Here is a 15,747-nt window from a genome sequence, read left to right as displayed (position 1 = left end):
ACCAATAATGACGCCGGCGACCGGGGAGGCGGGAGCCGTACGGGACGGAACCACCGCGAGCGCCGTGCCGGGCAGGACCGCCATCGCCACCGGGACCGCCGGAACGGTCCCCGCGGGCCGGTCAGCCCCCAATGCGCTTCGCCGCCAGGCGCTCCGGCGTCGGCCAGCGGACGTCGTAGGCCCAGCCCGCCTTCTCGAACCAGCGGATCACTCCGGCGCTGAGGTCGATCTGGCCCTTCAGCGCGCCGTGGCGGGCGCAGGTCGGGTCGGAGTGGTGCAGGTTGTGCCAGGACTCGCCGAAGGACGGGATGGCCAGCCACCACACGTTGCGGGACTTGTCGCGGGACTCGAAGGCCTCCTCGCCGAAGACGTGGCAGATGGAGTTGATCGACCACGTCACGTGGTGCAGCAGCCCGATCCGGACCACCGTGCCCCAGAAGAAGGCGGTCAGCATGCCCTGCCACGACCAGGTGATCAGGCCGCCCAGGACCGCCGGGGCCACCAGCGAGGTGATCGCCAGCACCGGGAACCACTTGTGCAGCTTGATGATGTCCGGGTCCTTCAGCAGATCCGGGGCGTACTTCTCCCGGTTCGTGCGGTGCGTCTCGAACAGCCAGCCCATGTGCGCCCAGAGCAGGCCCTTGGCCATCGACCAGAACCCCGGTCCGAACCGCCACGGCGAGTGCGGGTCGCCCTCCTTGTCGGAGAACTTGTGGTGCTTGCGGTGGGTGGCCACCCAGTCGAGCACCGACATCTCCAGCGAGATGCTGCCCGCGATGCCCAGCGCCAGCTTCAGCGGGCGCTTCGCCTTGAACGAACCGTGCGTGAAGTAGCGGTGGAACCCGACCGTGATTCCCAGCCCCGACACCACGTAGAAGACGGCGGCGATCGCGATGTCGACCCAGCCCAGCCCCCAGCCCCAGGCGAACGGGACCGCGACGACCAGGGCGATCAGCGGCGCGGCCACGACCACGCCGAAGGTGATGAGTTCGGGGAGCGTCTTCCGCTCCGGGTCGAGCTCCGGCTTGGGACCCGGTGCGGGACGGTCGGATACGACTGTCATGCGGTACCTCATGAATCGAGAAGGGCGTGCGCTCTGCTTGCCTACGCAACCGTAACCTACGCAACAGTAAGTTAGAACCCCTAAAGCGCCAACGCCGTGAACAGGACTCTTTTCCGGCGATTTCCTGACGTCGCCGTGACTTGCCGCCCTCGGGCCGGCCTGCTAGGGGTCCCATCGCGGTCCTGCTGCCCCGCCCGATGATCGGTAATCCTGGCCCGTCTCCGCTCCATGCGCAGGATGAGCTCGTTCCGCTTCGACGGACACTTTTGGTATGGCGGTCAGGCCGCGTGAGCGGCCTCATAGGTGGCAGGGCTGACGTGGCCCAGAGCGCTGTGCGGCCGGCGCAGGTCGTATCAGCCCTTGATGAACTCGAAGATCGCGCTGCGGGTGGCGGCCTGCTGGTCGGCTTCGGCGAGTAGATCGCCCTGCTCGAGCGGACGGGCTGACAGGAAGAATGCCCGGCGGCCCCCCCGCCGCGGGCGAGAGCCTAGGGCTCGACGGATGTGCCACCCGGGAACAAATCCCTCGTGATGGGAGCCGCCCGGATGCCACGATGGGGATCATGAGTAGTCGGCTGCGCGCGATCGCACGGGATACGGTCGCCATCGTCCAACGCGGTGGGTACACATCGCCAGCCGGCCGGTGGGTGCATCTGGCGGACGACGTGACGCATGCCGTGGCGAACACCCGGCTCTACGCCTACCATCGCGCCCAAGGCGACCTGCGATACAGCGATCGGGTCATCCACTCACCCGGTGTGCCGGTCTTCCGCGACGATAAGGGTCGCATGCTCGACGAGCCGTACCGGGTGGCTTTCCTGACCTCGGCCGCGCCCAACGCGGGGGTCATCGCGCGCAACCAGCCGCAGTTGGCGGACAGTGTCCCGGCCGTCCTGCGGGAGAGGGCGGTTCGCGTGCTCGATGTGGCCGAAGCTCACGGTCACCGCCGATTGGTGCTCGGCGCGTGGGGATGCGGGGTGTTCGGCAACGATCCCGGTTTGGTCGCCGATGCGTTCGCCCGGGCGCTGGCCACGCGCAACCGCTTCGACCAGGTTCACTTCGCCGTACTCGACCGACATCCCGGTACGCCGGCCTATACCGCGTTCGCCCGCGTCTTCTCCAGCAGAGAGAGCGCAGTCTCCCGGTAGTGGAACGGCGCTGGACGGCGATCGCTCTCGGGTACACGCGACCAGTCGGTCGACGAAGGCACGGCCGGCGATCAGCATGACAGCGGATGCAATGCATCCCCATGCGGCGCGCCCTCCGCTTCACCGTCGGTACCCGACCCGGCGATGATGAGCGGGAACCCTGATCGGTGATGGCGCTGCTGGAAGCGGCCTCGGAGCCGGACGCCCGGCTGCCCCGGCAGTCGTATGCCCGACAACCGTCATGACCGGCAGCGACGGCGGCGTACGTGTGGGACCTGGAACCGGTGAGCAGAGTTCGGGCCGGAGCTGCAGTTCTTCGCGGCGGTGGGGCACTGGGGACGGCGCCAGGAGCGGTGGGTGGCGGGTGGTGGGATGCGATCGGCAGGCCGTGGTGCCGACCCACCGCTGATGGGCGATCTCCTCAGCGGTCACCGCCCGATCGCGACATCCCCTCGCGCCACCGGATGAGGTTCGTTGTTCCAGCGAGACATCCGGCTGCCGCGCTGGAACAGCGAGGCTGAGCTCGAAGAGAGCCCTCTGGATTTCTGTAATCACTTGAAAGCCGAGAGTAACTGGAACTAGTGTTCCCATATGAGCAGAACCCCCGAACAGATGGCCCGCTTCGAAGACCTCCGCCTCCGGGCCGCCGCCCTGCGGGATGAGGGCAGATCGCGAATGCAGATCAAGGAGGAGCTCGGCCTGACGAGCAATTGGACCCTCAACGAACTCCTCAAGGGCACGGTGCTGCCCGACTCCCGCCTGCGTGCGAACGCCAAGGACGATCTGCACCGGAGGGCGCGGGAACTGCGAGCTGAAGGCCGCACATACAAGGAGATAGGCGAGGAACTGGGTGTGTCCAAGTCCTCGGTGTCCCTGTGGGTGAGAGATCTTCCGAGGACTGGAAGGCTGAGTCGGGAGGAGGCCAGAAGGCGGAATATAGAAGGCGTGGAGCGTTACTGGGAGCGGGAGCGGGAGATTCGTCGGGCCACCCGCCAGGGCATTTCCGACGCCGCGGCCGCTGAGATAGGGCGGTTGACCGACCGTGAGATCCTCATCGCCGGGGCCGTCGCCTATTGGTGCGAGGGTTACAAGAACAAGCCCTACCGGGAGTCCAACCATGTCACGTTCATCAACAGCGATCCCGGGCTCATTCTCCTGTTCCTCCGCTTCATGGACGTCGCCGGCGTGTCAAGGGATCGCCTCTACTTCCGGGTCCACATTCACGAGAGCGCCGATGTCGAGGCTGCCGAGAGATTCTGGCTCGACCTGACCGGAGCGGATCCGGATCAGTTCCGGCGGGCGACTCTCAAGCGGCATAACTTCCAGACGGTACGACACAACACGGGAGCCGACTACCGAGGCTGCCTTCGGATCGACGTGCTGAAGCCACTAGAGGTCTACAGAATGATCGAGGGATGGGCTGTCGGAGCGATGCGGGGAAGTCGTCCTCCATCAGAGGGGGGTGAACGCTCTGTCTCGAAGCCGGTCGTCCGGCGGGCCGCCAGGAGTTGGCGGATCTCGATCGGCGGAAGACCGCCATCCCCGGTAAGGTAGAGGCGGGCTTGTCTCGATGGGTGATCAACCCGTCAGATCTGTCCGAGTGATCCGCCGTAGGGTAATTGGCAGCCCACCGTCTTTTGGTGTCGGGATGTCCTGGTTCGAGTCCAGGCGGCGGAACTGTGATGTTTGTCTGGTTCGGTGGGCGGCTGGTCGGCTGGGGGGATCCCCGGGGGGAAGGTATCCTCACGTTGTCGAGCGGGTGACGGTGCGGTGCCCTGGTGGTAGCCGCCGGTCACCCCGTTTCGTCATGTCTCAGCCGCGATGCCGAGGGAGCCTCGCCCGTGAGTGTGCCGCGTCCGGCCGCCGTCATCGTCCTCGCCGCAGGCGAGGGCACCCGGATGAAGTCGAGAACACCCAAGATCCTCCATGAGCTGTGCGGCCGCACGCTGGTCGACCACATGCTCACCGCCGCCCGGGGGCTGGAGCCCGAGCGGCTGATCGTCGTCATCGGCCACGAGCGGGAGCGGGTCCGGGCGCATCTGGCGGTGAGCAGCCCCGACGCGCTGGCCGTGGTCCAGGAGGAGCAGAAGGGGACCGGCCACGCGGTGCGGACGGTCCTGGAGGCCGTCGGCACGGTCGCCGGCACGGTCCTGGTGACCTACGGGGACACGCCGCTGCTGCGCACCGGCACCCTGGCGGGCCTGCTGGAGCGGCACGCCGAGGACGGCAACGCCGTCACCGTGCTCACCGCGGAGGTCCCCGACCCGCACGGATACGGGCGGATCGTCCGCGACTCCTCGGGGGCGGTCCTGGCGATCGTCGAGGAGAAGGACGCCAGCCCGGAGCAGCGGGCGATCAGGGAGATGAACTCCGGCGTCTACGCGTTCGACGGCCTGCTGCTGGCCGACGCGGTCAAGCGGGTGTCGGCCTCCAACGCCCAGGGCGAGGAGTACCTCACCGACGTGCTGTCCATCCTGCGCGAGGACGGCCACCGGGTGGGCGCGCACGTCGCGGCGGACTACGTCGAGGTGGAGGGCGTCAACGACCGGGTGCAGCTGGCCTTCGCGCGGCGGGTGCTCAACGCCCGGCTGCTGGAGGGGCACATGCGGGCGGGTGTGACGGTGGTCGACCCGGCCAGCACGTGGGTGGACGTGGACGTCGTGCTGGGGCAGGACGTGGTGGTCCATCCGGGCACCCAGCTGCAGGGCCGTACGACCGTCGGGGAGGGCGCCGAGATCGGTCCGGCCTCGACGCTGACCGACACGGTCGTCGGCGAGGGGGCGGTGGTCCGCAACGCGGTCTGCGTGGAGGCCGAGGTGGGTCCGGAGGCGGCCGTCGGGCCGTACGCCTATCTGCGGCCGGGCAGCGTGCTGGCCCGCGGGGCCAAGGCCGGGACGTACGTCGAGCTGAAGAACGCCCGGGTGGGCGAGGGCTCGAAGGTGCCGCACCTGTCCTATGTGGGCGACGCCACGATCGGCGCCGGGGCGAACATCGGCGCCTCCTCGGTCTTCGTCAACTACGACGGAGTGAACAAGCACCACACGACGGTGGGCGACCACGCCTTCGTCGGGTGCGACACCATGCTCGTCGCGCCGGTGAACATCGGCGACGGCGCCTACACCGCCGCGGGCTCGGTCATCGACTCCGACGTCCCCGCCGGGGCGATCGGGGTGGCCCGCGGTCGGCAGCGCAACATTGAAGGGTGGACGGTGCGCAAGCGCCCGGGCACCAGATCGGCGCAGGCGGCGCAGCGGGCCGCCGAGGCCGGAGATCAGCAGGGGAGCACCTCCGAATGAGCAGCATCAAGCAGACCGGTGAGAAGAAACTGATGTTCTTCTCCGGGCGCGGATATCCCGAGCTGGCGGAGGAGGTGGCCAACCACCTGGGGATCGGGATCGCCCCGACCACGCTGCGCGACTTCGCCAACGGTGAGATCTACGCGCGTTACCAGGAGTCGGTCCGGGGCTGCGACGCGTTCGTGATCCAGAGCCACACCGGGCCCATCAACCAGTGGATCATGGAGCAGTTGATCATGGTGGACGCGCTCAAGCGCGCCTCCGCCAAGCGGATCACCGTGATCATGCCCTTCTTCGGCTACGCCCGGCAGGACAAGAAGGGCCGGGGCCGCGAGCCGATCACGGCCCGCCTGATGGCCGACCTGTTCAAGACCGCCGGCGCCGACCGGCTGATGTCGATCGACCTGCACACCTCGCAGATCCAGGGCTTCTTCGACGGCCCGGTGGACCACCTGTTCGCGATGCCGGTGCTGGTCAACTACCTCAAGGACAAGCTGGACCTGGCCAACACCACGGTGGTGTCGCCGGACACCGGCCGGGTGCGGCTCTCGGAGCGCTGGGCGGACACGCTGGGCACTCCGCTGGCCTTCATCCACAAGCGCCGCGACCTGGACGTGGCCAACCAGGTGAAGGTGAACGAGGTGGTCGGCCGGGTGCGGGGCCGCACCTGCGTGCTGATCGACGACATGATCGACACGGCGGGCACGATCTGCAAGGCGGCGGACGCGCTGTACGAGCAGGGTGCGACCGACGTGGTGGTGGCGGCGACGCACGCGGTCTTCTCCGACCCGGCGGTGGACCGGTTGAAGAACTCGCGCATCTCCGAGGTCATCGTCACGAACACGCTCCCGCTGGCGGAGGACAAGCGGTTCGACAACCTGACCGTCCTGTCGATCGCGCCGCTGATCGCGCGGGCGATCACCGAGGTGTTCAGCGACGGCTCGGTGACGAGCATGTTCGAGGGCGACAGCTAGGCGCGTCGGCCGGGGTCGCCGTCCGTCTCCCGCGGGGAGGCGGACGAAGCCCTGCGGCGAGCCGATAGGCTGTGCAGGTTGCGCGCGTTCGTAACGCCTTCCGCTAGGGCGGGTGAGGGGGAGCGCGCTTTCACCGTCGAGGATCCCTAGGAGATCTGCCGTGTCTGAAGTAGTCATCGCCGCCGAGTCGCGCACCGGTTTCGGCAAGGGCGCCGCCCGCAAGATCCGCCGCGAGCACAAGGTGCCCGTCGTCCTCTACGGGCACGGCACGGACCCCCGCCACCTGTCCCTGCCGGGCCACGAGCTGCTGCTGGCCCTGCGCACGCCGAACGTGCTGATCCGTCTCGAGGGCGCGGTCGACGAGCTGGCGATCCCGAAGGGCGTGCAGCGCGACCCGATCAAGGGCTTCCTGGAGCACGTCGACCTGCTGCTGGTCAAGCGCGGCGAGAAGGTCACCGTCGACATCCCGGTCAACGTGGTCGGTGAGGTCTCCGAGGGCATGATGGACCAGCAGATGGTCTCGGTCTCGGTCGAGACCGAGGCGACCCACATCCCCGAGGGCGTCGAGGTCGACGTCACCGGCCTGGCGGTCGGCACCCAGATCACCGCCGGCGACCTGAAGCTGCCGAAGGGCACGACGCTGGCCGCCGACTCCGAGGCGCTGGTCCTGATCATCGCCGGTGAGCAGGCCGCCGAGCCGGCCGAGGGCGAGGCCGCCGAGTCCGCCGAGGGCGAGGCCGCCGAGAGCGCCGAGGCCGCCGAGGGCGAGTCCGCCGAGTAGTTCTCTCTGCTACACCTGTCAGGGCGGTCCGGAAGCGGGCTGCCCTGACGCGTATGAAAGGGGTGCCGGCCGTGGACCGCTGGCTGGTGGTCGGCCTGGGGAATCCGGGGCCGGAGTACGCCGGGAACCGGCACAACGCCGGGTTCATGGTGCTGGACGAGCTGGCCGCGCGGGCCGGGGGGCGGTTCAAGGCGCACCGGTCGCGGGCCGAGGTGCTGGAGGGCCGGTTGGCGGGCGCCCCGGCGGTCCTGGCCAAGCCGCTGTCGTTCATGAACCTGTCCGGCGGCCCGGTGAAGGCGCTGGCGGACTTCTACAAGGTCGATCCGGCGCGGGTGGTCGTCGTCCACGACGAGCTGGACGTGCCGTACGGCGCGCTCCGGGCGAAGCTGGGCGGGGGCGACAACGGACACAACGGGCTGAAGTCGATCACGAAGTCGCTGGCGACGCGTGACTACCTGCGGGTGCGGTTCGGCATCGGCCGTCCGCCGGGCCGGATGGACACCGCGGCGTACGTCCTGCGGGATTTCGCGACCGCGGAGCGCAAGGACCTGGCGTTCCTGGTGGACCGGGCGGCGGATGTGGTGGAGTCGCTGGTCCGGGTGGGGCTCGAGGCGACGCAGAACACCTTCCACGCCGTCGATCTGAAGCCGGCGGGCCCGCCCCGCTAGCGGGCACGGCGGACGGCTCGCGGGGGTGTGCGTTCCGGCGTTCGCCCCCCGTTCTTCCTTCTCGCCGATACCATTCCATTACTGTCCGTAGACGAATGGTTACGCGGAGGGGTGCGTGCGCGACGTAACGGCTCTCCATGTGGTGTCCGGGTCCGTGCCGGCGGCGCGTTGGCGGGAGCCGGTCTGGGTGCGCGGCCACCGGGCGCGGGCGGTCGTCGCCGACTTCGGGTGCGCCTCCCTCTCAGGCGCTCTGGCGTTCTTCGTGCGGTTCGGCGAGGTCACGCCGTACGTCGTCCCCTATATGGTGCTGAGCGCGGCGCTGCCCGTCGTGTGGGTGTGCGTGATCGCGCTGAACCGGGCCTACGAGGCGAGGCTGATCGGTCTGGGTCCGGAGGAGTTCCAGCGGGTCCTGCAGTGCGGTTTCATGATCACCGCTGCGCTCGCGGTCGGCGCGTACGTGACGAAGACCGACGTGGCGCGCGGTTACGTGGTGCTGGCGGTGCCGCTGGCCACGGTGCTGACGCTGCTGACGCGCTACGGCCTGCGCCGGTCCCTGCACCGGAGGCGGGCCCGGGGCGGGTGCATGCGGCGGGTGGTGGCGGTGGGCCACCGGGTGGCGGCGGCGGAGCTGGTCGACCGGCTGCGCCGGGAGCGCTACCACGGCATGGAGGTCGTGGGGGTGTGCGTGCCGCGCGGCGGCGGTCCCGAGGTGGCGGGGGTGCCGGTGCTGGGCGGCCTGTCGGACGTGCCGCTGGTGGTGGGGCAGGCGGACGCGGACACGGTGGCGGTGCTGGCCTGCCCGGAGATGGACGGCACGGCGCTGCGGCGGCTGGCCTGGCGGCTGGAGAAGACGCACACGGACCTGGTGGTGGCCCCGGCGCTGATGGAGGTGGCGGGGCCGCGGACCACGATCCGCCCGGTGGCGGGCCTGCCGCTGCTGCACGTGGACCACCCGGAGCTCGCGGGGTTGCGCCAGGTGGTCAAGATGCTCTTCGACCGGGTGGGGGCGGGGGCGCTGCTGGTGCTGCTGGCGCCGCTGCTGCTGGCGCTGGCGCTGGCCGTGCGGATGTCGGGGCCGGGGCCGGTGCTGTTCCGGCAGACGCGGGTGGGCCGGGACGGCGCGGAGTTCATGATCTACAAGTTCCGGACGATGGTGACCGACGCGGAGCAGCGGAAGATCACCTTGATGAGCGACGACGGGGGGGTGCTGTTCAAGATCCGTAACGACCCGCGGGTGACCCCGGTCGGCGCCTGGCTGCGCCGCCACTCCCTGGACGAGCTGCCGCAGCTGATCAACGTGGTGCTCGGGCACATGTCGCTGGTGGGCCCCCGCCCGCCGCTGCCGGAGGAGGTGGCCCGGTACGGTGACGACGTCCGGCGGCGGCTGCTGGTCCGGCCGGGGATGACGGGGTTGTGGCAGGTGAGCGGGAGGTCGGACCTGAGCTGGGAGGAATCGGTCAGGCTGGACCTGCGTTACGTGGAGAACTGGTCCCTCATGCTGGACCTGCAGATCCTGTGGAAGACTTGGTCGGCTGTCGCGCGAGGGGCTGGAGCATACTGATGACGATTCGCGACGATCACGTCCTGGCCGGGGATCTGGCGGCCGAGGCCGGCGAGAGGCTGCTGGCGCTGCGGGACGGGGAGGGCTTCGGCGATCCGTCCGCGCTGCGTGCGCGGGGCGACGCCGAGTCGCACCGGTTCCTGATGGAGGCCCTGGCGCGGCTGCGCCCGAGTGACAGCGTGCTGTCGGAGGAGGCGACCCAGCAGGAGCGCCTCGACTCCCGCCGCCTGTCGGCGGAGCGGGTGTGGATCGTCGACCCGCTGGACGGCACCCGTGAGTTCGCCGAGGAGGGCCGCCAGGACTGGGCGGTCCACGTGGCGCTGTGGGAGCGGGGCGTGCTGACCGCCGGGGCGGTGGCGCTGCCCGCGCAGGGCAGGACGCTCTCCACGGCGGAGCCGCCGGTGCTGCCCGGCCCGCTCCCCGGCCCGGAGGCGGCCCCCGGCTCGGAGGCGGCGGCTCCCGACCCGGAGCCGGTCGCACGGCCGGGCGGCGGCCGGGTGCGGATCGCGGTGAGCCGGACGCGTCCGCCGGAGTTCGTGCAGAAGCTCGCCTACCTGGTCGGCGCGGACCTGGTGCCGATCGGCTCGGCGGGGGCGAAGATCTCCGCGGTGCTGACCGGCGAGGTGGAGGCGTACGTGCACGCCGGGGGTCAGTACGAGTGGGATTCGGCGGCTCCGGTCGCGGTGGCGCTGGCCTCCGGGGCCCACGCGAGCCGGATCGACGGCTCAGCGCTGACCTACAACCAGGACGACCCCTCACTACCGGATATTCTGGTATCCCTACCAGGACTGGCGCCAACGCTGCTCGCCGGAATCCGGGATCTGCACCGATAGGGGCGCACCCCCAATCCCCGATGGGAGAGTCAGATGCTTCAGCGCGACTACACCACGTCGCAGCTCGATGTCCTCGAGGCGGAGGCCATCCACATCATGCGTGAGGTGGCGGCGGAGTTCGAGCGACCGTGTCTGCTCTTCTCGGGGGGCAAGGACTCCATCGTGATGCTCCGCATCGCGGAGAAGGCGTTCTGGCCCGCGCCGATCCCGTTCCCGCTGATGCACGTGGACACCGGCCACAACTTCTCCGAGGTCATCGAGTTCCGCGACCGGCGGGCCGCGGAGCTGGGCGCGCGCCTGGTCGTGGCGTCCGTCCAGGACTCGATCGACGCCGGGCGCGTGGTGGAGGAGACCGGCCGCCGGGCCTCCCGCAACCGGCTGCAGACCACCACGCTGCTGGACGCGATCGAGGACAACGAGTTCGACGCGGTGTTCGGCGGCGCCCGCCGCGACGAGGAGAAGGCCCGCGCGAAGGAGCGGGTGTTCTCCTTCCGCGACGACTTCGGCCAGTGGGACCCGAAGAACCAGCGGCCGGAGCTGTGGAACCTCTACAACGCCAAGATCCGCAAGGGCGAGCACATCCGGGTCTTCCCGCTCTCCAACTGGACCGAGCTGGACATCTGGGACTACATCCGGCGTGAGGGCATCGAGATCCCGTCGATCTACTACGCGCACACGCGCAAGGTGTTCGAGCGCGACGGCATGCTGCTGGCCGACAGCGAGTTCGTCACCCGGGACGAGGACGAGCCGCTCGTGGAGATGACGGTCCGCTACCGCACGGTCGGCGACATCACCTGCACCGGCGCCGTGCAGTCCACCGCGGCGACCGTCGAGGAGATCATCGAGGAGATCGCCGCGACCCGGATCACCGAGCGGGGCGCCACCCGCGCCGACGACCGCGCCTCCGAGGCCTCGATGGAGGACCGCAAGCGGATGGGCTACTTCTGATGCGGCACCTCCCCTCCCCGTCCCCCAGCGCACGCCGTACGACCTCTGGAGAGCAGAACTGATGGACATCCTTCGCTTCGCCACCGCGGGAAGTGTCGACGACGGGAAGTCGACCCTGATCGGGCGGCTGCTCTTCGACTCCAAGGCGATCTTCGAGGACCAGCTCGAGGCGGTCGAGCGCACCTCCCGCGACCGGGGCACCGAGTACACCGACCTGTCGCTGCTCACCGACGGCCTGCGGGCGGAGCGGGAGCAGGGCATCACGATCGACGTGGCCTACCGCTATTTCGCCACTCCCAAGCGCAAGTTCATCATCGCCGACACCCCCGGGCACATCCAGTACACCCGGAACATGGTCACCGGCGCCTCCACGGCGGACCTGGCGGTCGTGCTGATCGACGCGCGCAAGGGCGTGCTGGAGCAGTCGCGCCGGCACGCGTTCCTGACGACGCTGCTGCGCGTCCCCCACCTGGTGCTGGCCGTCAACAAGATGGACCTGGTCGACTACTCCCAGGAGCGGTTCGAGGAGATCCGCGAGGAGTTCACCGCGTTCGCCTCGAAGCTGAACGCGCCGGACCTGACGTTCATCCCGATCTCCGCGCTGCACGGCGACAACGTGGTCTCCCGGTCGGAGAACATGCCGTGGTACAACGGCTCGTCGCTCCTGCACCACCTGGAGAACGTGCACATCGCCTCCGACCGGAACCTCGTCGACGTGCGCTTCCCCGTGCAGTACGTCATCCGCCCGCAGAAGGCGACCGACCCGGCCTTCCACGACTACCGCGGCTACGCGGGGCAGGTGGCGGGCGGCGTGCTCAAGCCCGGTGACGAGGTCGTGCACCTGCCGTCCGGGCTGACCACGCGCATCGCGTCCATCGACACGTTCGACGGCCCGGTGGAGGAGGCGTTCGCGCCGATGTCGGTCACCCTGAGGCTGGAGGACGACATCGACATCTCGCGCGGCGACATGATCTGCCGCCCGAACAACCAGCCGCACGTCGCGCAGGAGGTGGAGGCGATGGTCTGCTGGATGACCGACGCGTCCAAGCTGGCCCCGCGCACGAAACTGACGATCAAGCACACCACCAGGACGGCCCGCGCGCTGGTGCGGGACCTGCACTACCGGCTCGACGTCAACACCCTGCACCGCGACGAGTCGGCGACCGCGCTCGGCCTGAACGAGATCGGCCGCGTCTCGCTGCGCGTCACCCAGCCGCTGTTCGTGGACGACTACGCGCGCAACCGTCTCACCGGCGGTTTCATCCTCGTGGACGAGGCCACCAACAACACCGTCGCGGCGGGCATGATCGTCGAGGTGCGGTAACCGGCCGGTCACCCGCCGTAGGTAGATCCTTTGACCGTTCACTGACTGCGAGGTTACTCTCCGCGATATCGTCGGCACGTTCCGTATCCATAACGGTGAGGATTCGTGCCTGTGTCTGTTCGTCCGCAGCCCACCCGGGTGGTCTTCCTGGGTGGGCTTGGCCGTAGCGGGACCACGCTGCTGGAGCGCCTGCTCGGGGAGCTCCCCGGCTGCGTCGCCCTCGGCGAGGTGGTCCACCTCTGGGCACGGGGTGTGCTGGCGGACGAGGCCTGCGGCTGCGGTGAGCCGTTCGGCGCGTGCCCCTTCTGGCTGAAGGTCGGTGACCGCGCGTTCGGCGGGTGGTCCGCGGAGCGGGCCGAGCGGGTGCTCGAGCTGAGGCGCCGGGTGGACCGCACCCGGCGGATCCCGGGCCTGGCCCGGCTGCTCGCCGAGGAGCGGGCGGGCGCCGGGGCGTGGCGGTCGCCGACGGTGACCGAGGAGCTCGGCGAGTACGCCACCGCCTACCGCAGGCTCTACGAGGCGGCGGCCGAGGTCGCGGACAGCCCGCTCGTCGTCGACTCCAGCAAACACGCCTCCCTGGCGTTCTGCCTGGCGGCGGCCGGAGTCGACGTGCACGTCGTGCACGTCGTGCGAGACCCCCGCGCGGTCGCGCACTCCTGGCGGCGCCGGGTCGCGCGACCGGAGGACGGCACCCCCATGACCATCTGGTCGCCCGCCCGGACCTCGATGCACTGGCTGACCCAGAACCTCGGTCTCGAGCTGCTGGCCCGTGAGGGCGTGCCCGTCACCCGGATCCGCTACGAGGACCTGCTGGGCTCTCCCGCCAGAACGCTGCGGCGCCTGGCCGCGGGGCTCGGCGTCCGCCCGAGCCTGGGCTTCCTCGGCGACGGCGAGGCCGAGCTGTCGGTGGCGCACACCGCCTCGGGCAACCCCGTGCGGTTCACGGTCGGCCGGATCGGCCTGACGCGGGACGACGGCTGGCGCACCGGCGCCCCGCCCCGGCAACGGAGCCTGGTCACCGCGCTGACCTGGCCCCTCATGCTCAAGTACGACTATCCCTGGAGGCTCTCGTGAGTCCATCGGTGGGCGTGGTCATCCCCACGCGTGGAGATCGGCCCGACCAGCTGCGCGCGGCCACGTGCGCCGTGCTCGCGCAGGACTACCCGGGCTCCGTCGAGATCGTCATCGTCGCCGACGGCGGTGACCCGTCGCGGGTGGCCGGCCAGGTGGCCGACCTCCTCGCGGGCCGGGCCCTGGCGGTCCGGGGGGAGACCCCGCCGCCGGAGCGCGGCGTGCGGGTGCTGGCCAACCGGTTCACCCCCGGCCTGCCGGGGGCGCGCAACACCGGCATCGCCGCGCTCGGCACCGACTTGGTGGCCTTCTGCGACGACGACGACCGGTGGCTGCCGGGGAAGGTCGCCGCGCAGGTCGCGGCGGTGGAGGCGGCGCCGGAGGCGGAGTTCGCCAGCTGCGCCATCGAGGTGGAGTACGGTTCCCGGCGGGTGCCGCGGCTGGCGGGCACCCGCCGGGTGACCCGTGAGCAGCTCGTCCGCTCGCGCATGGTGATGGTCCACTCCTCGACGTTCCTGTTCCGGCGCGGAGCCTTCTGGGTGGACGAGAGCGCTCCCGGGGGCCAGAACGAGGACTGGGACCTGGCCCTGCGCGCCGCCGGCCGCCACCCGATCGTGCACGTCGACCGCCCGCTGGTGCAGGTGCGCTGGGGCGGCTCCACGTACGCGACCCGCTGGGCCGATCGCATCGCCGGGCTCGAGTGGATGCTCGCCCGGCACCCGGATCTGGCCGTAGACCCGCGCGGCGCGGCGCGGATCTACGGCCAACTCGCCTTCCACCACGCGGCCCTGGGCCGCCGGAGGGAGGCGGGCCGCTGGGCCTGGCGGGCCTTCACCGCCAGGCGCGGCGAACCCCGCGCGCCGATCGCCCTGGCCGTGGCGCTCGGCCTGGTGCCCGCCCAGGCGGTCCTCAGCCGCCTGCACCACCACGGACACGGCATCTGATGCGGGCCGGAGCAGGCCACGCCCCGGTGGCCACGGACGGGTGCCTCGCGATGGCGACGGGACCGAAGGACCCGGCCGGGAGGTTCGGGCCGGGAAGAGCGGTGAAGTCGGTGAAGTCGGTGAAGTCGGTGAAGTCGGCGCTCCCCGCGGACCCGGCGCAGGCGGCGAGATCGGGGAAGACGGCGCTCCCCGCGGACCCGGCGCAGGCGGCGAGGCCGGGGAAGACGGCGGCCTCCGCGGGCGCGGCGGTCCCGCGGCAGCGGCCGCGGCCGGACAAGGCCACCCGCAGGCGGCTCCGCCGCCGCGTCCGGGTGGCGGGCGTCGCGATCGACCCGATGACCGAGACCGAGGTGGTCGACCACGCGGTGGCCGCGTTGAAACGGGGCGAGGGCGGTCACATCGTCACCCCGAACGTGGACATCAGCCGGGCCGTCGCCCGCGACGAGGCACTGCGCCGGCTGGTCGAGGGTGCCGATCTCGCGGTGGCCGACGGCATGCCGCTGGTGTGGGCGGCGAGGCTGCTCGGCACCCCCGTCCCCGGCCGGATCACCGGCGCGGACCTGATCTGGTCCCTGTCGGAGGCGGCGGCCTTCTACCGCTACCCGATCTACCTGCTGGGCGGTCCGCCGGGCGTGGCGGAGCAGGCCGCGGTCAGGCTGGTGGACCGCTACCCGGGACTGCTCGTCTCCGGGGTGGACGCGCCGCCGTACGGGTTCGAGGACACCCCCGACGGCTACGAGCGGGTCCGGGCGGCGATCGTGGCCGCCGGGCCCCGGGTGGTCTTCGTCGGCCTGGGCTTCCCCAAGCAGGACCGGCTGATCGCCGCGCTCCGCGAGGAACTGCCGGGGACCTGGTTCATCGGCTGCGGGTCGGCCATCGCCTTCGCCGCCGGGGCCGTGCGCCGGGCGCCGGAGTGGATGCAGCGGTCCGGGCTGGAGTGGCTCTTCCGGCTGCTCAGCGAGCCGGGCCGGCTGGCCCGCCGCTATTTGGTCGACGACCTGCCGTTCGCGCTGAAACTGCTCACCGTCTGCCTGTTCAAACGGCTGTTCTCCTGAAGACCGTGGTCTCCTGACGCTTCACGCCGTTTCTCCGTGCCCTTCGTGCCCCACCCCGCCCCTCCCCGCACCGCGGCGGAGT

General features: G+C 70.6%; 14 protein-coding genes and 1 tRNA gene. 14 read left to right on the top strand and 1 reads right to left on the bottom strand.

Features of this window, described 5'->3' with window-relative positions:
* Positions 1-121: 121 nt before the first annotated feature.
* The gene (locus IEZ06_RS05935; protein WP_189235612.1) at positions 122-1,063 is read right to left on the bottom strand and encodes an acyl-CoA desaturase; all 942 of its coding nucleotides are present in this window, start codon (positions 1,061-1,063) and stop codon (positions 122-124) included.
* Positions 1,064-1,625: 562 nt separating this feature from the next.
* On the opposite strand from IEZ06_RS05935, the gene IEZ06_RS05930 reads away from it, so the two are divergent.
* The 14 genes from IEZ06_RS05930 to IEZ06_RS05865 all read left to right on the top strand — a co-directional run bounded on the left by IEZ06_RS05930 (position 1,626) and on the right by IEZ06_RS05865 (position 15,665).
* Positions 1,626-2,210 (top strand): TIGR02452 family protein, encoded by a 585-nt coding sequence (locus IEZ06_RS05930; RefSeq protein ID WP_189235611.1) that lies wholly within the window; start codon positions 1,626-1,628, stop codon positions 2,208-2,210.
* A gap of 591 nt (positions 2,211-2,801) precedes the next feature.
* Entirely contained in the window at positions 2,802-3,764 is a 963-nt protein-coding gene (locus IEZ06_RS05925; RefSeq protein ID WP_203871829.1) for a type I phosphoribosyltransferase, read from the top strand.
* A 50-nt stretch (positions 3,765-3,814) separates the two neighbouring features.
* A tRNA-Gln gene (locus IEZ06_RS05920) sits at positions 3,815-3,887 on the top strand.
* A 164-nt stretch (positions 3,888-4,051) separates the two neighbouring features.
* A complete protein-coding gene (glmU, locus tag IEZ06_RS05915; RefSeq protein ID WP_189235610.1) occupies positions 4,052-5,506 on the top strand; it encodes a bifunctional UDP-N-acetylglucosamine diphosphorylase/glucosamine-1-phosphate N-acetyltransferase GlmU in 1,455 nt (484 codons plus the stop codon).
* Positions 5,503-6,480, top strand: coding sequence for a ribose-phosphate diphosphokinase (locus tag IEZ06_RS05910; RefSeq protein WP_189235609.1), 978 nt, complete (start codon positions 5,503-5,505; stop codon positions 6,478-6,480). Before glmU ends, IEZ06_RS05910 begins: the two co-directional genes overlap by 4 nt.
* A 160-nt stretch (positions 6,481-6,640) precedes the next feature.
* The gene (locus IEZ06_RS05905; protein WP_189235608.1) at positions 6,641-7,261 is read left to right on the top strand and encodes a 50S ribosomal protein L25/general stress protein Ctc; all 621 of its coding nucleotides are present in this window, start codon (positions 6,641-6,643) and stop codon (positions 7,259-7,261) included.
* A 53-nt stretch (positions 7,262-7,314) separates the two neighbouring features.
* Positions 7,315-7,929 carry an aminoacyl-tRNA hydrolase gene (gene pth, locus IEZ06_RS05900; RefSeq protein ID WP_189235607.1) on the top strand — a complete coding sequence of 205 codons (615 nt, stop codon included), beginning with the start codon at positions 7,315-7,317 and terminating at the stop codon, positions 7,927-7,929.
* Positions 7,930-8,083: 154 nt separating this feature from the next.
* Complete coding sequence (locus IEZ06_RS05895) at positions 8,084-9,490, top strand: sugar transferase (RefSeq protein WP_189235606.1); 1,407 nt, start codon at positions 8,084-8,086, stop codon at positions 9,488-9,490.
* Positions 9,490-10,323: a 3'(2'),5'-bisphosphate nucleotidase CysQ gene (locus tag IEZ06_RS05890; RefSeq protein WP_189235605.1), complete on the top strand. Its 834-nt coding sequence runs from the start codon at positions 9,490-9,492 to the stop codon at positions 10,321-10,323. Before IEZ06_RS05895 ends, IEZ06_RS05890 begins: the two co-directional genes overlap by 1 nt.
* Positions 10,324-10,356: 33 nt before the next feature.
* Positions 10,357-11,271 carry a sulfate adenylyltransferase subunit CysD gene (gene cysD, locus IEZ06_RS05885; protein WP_189235604.1) on the top strand — a complete coding sequence of 305 codons (915 nt, stop codon included), beginning with the start codon at positions 10,357-10,359 and terminating at the stop codon, positions 11,269-11,271.
* A gap of 61 nt (positions 11,272-11,332) precedes the next feature.
* The gene (gene cysN, locus IEZ06_RS05880) at positions 11,333-12,595 is read left to right on the top strand and encodes a sulfate adenylyltransferase subunit CysN (protein WP_189235603.1); all 1,263 of its coding nucleotides are present in this window, start codon (positions 11,333-11,335) and stop codon (positions 12,593-12,595) included.
* A 111-nt stretch (positions 12,596-12,706) separates the two neighbouring features.
* The gene (locus IEZ06_RS05875) at positions 12,707-13,669 is read left to right on the top strand and encodes a sulfotransferase family protein (protein ID WP_189235602.1); all 963 of its coding nucleotides are present in this window, start codon (positions 12,707-12,709) and stop codon (positions 13,667-13,669) included.
* Positions 13,666-14,610, top strand: coding sequence for a glycosyltransferase family 2 protein (locus tag IEZ06_RS05870; RefSeq protein ID WP_189235601.1), 945 nt, complete (start codon positions 13,666-13,668; stop codon positions 14,608-14,610). Before IEZ06_RS05875 ends, IEZ06_RS05870 begins: the two co-directional genes overlap by 4 nt.
* Before the next feature lie 50 nt (positions 14,611-14,660).
* Complete coding sequence (locus tag IEZ06_RS05865; protein ID WP_229797813.1) at positions 14,661-15,665, top strand: WecB/TagA/CpsF family glycosyltransferase; 1,005 nt, start codon at positions 14,661-14,663, stop codon at positions 15,663-15,665.
* Positions 15,666-15,747 lie beyond the last annotated feature (82 nt).

This window comes from Planomonospora antibiotica, from assembly GCF_014647955.1.
GTDB lineage: Bacteria > Actinomycetota > Actinomycetes > Streptosporangiales > Streptosporangiaceae > Planomonospora > Planomonospora parontospora.
This window is presented reverse-complemented; position numbering and strand designations above follow the sequence as displayed.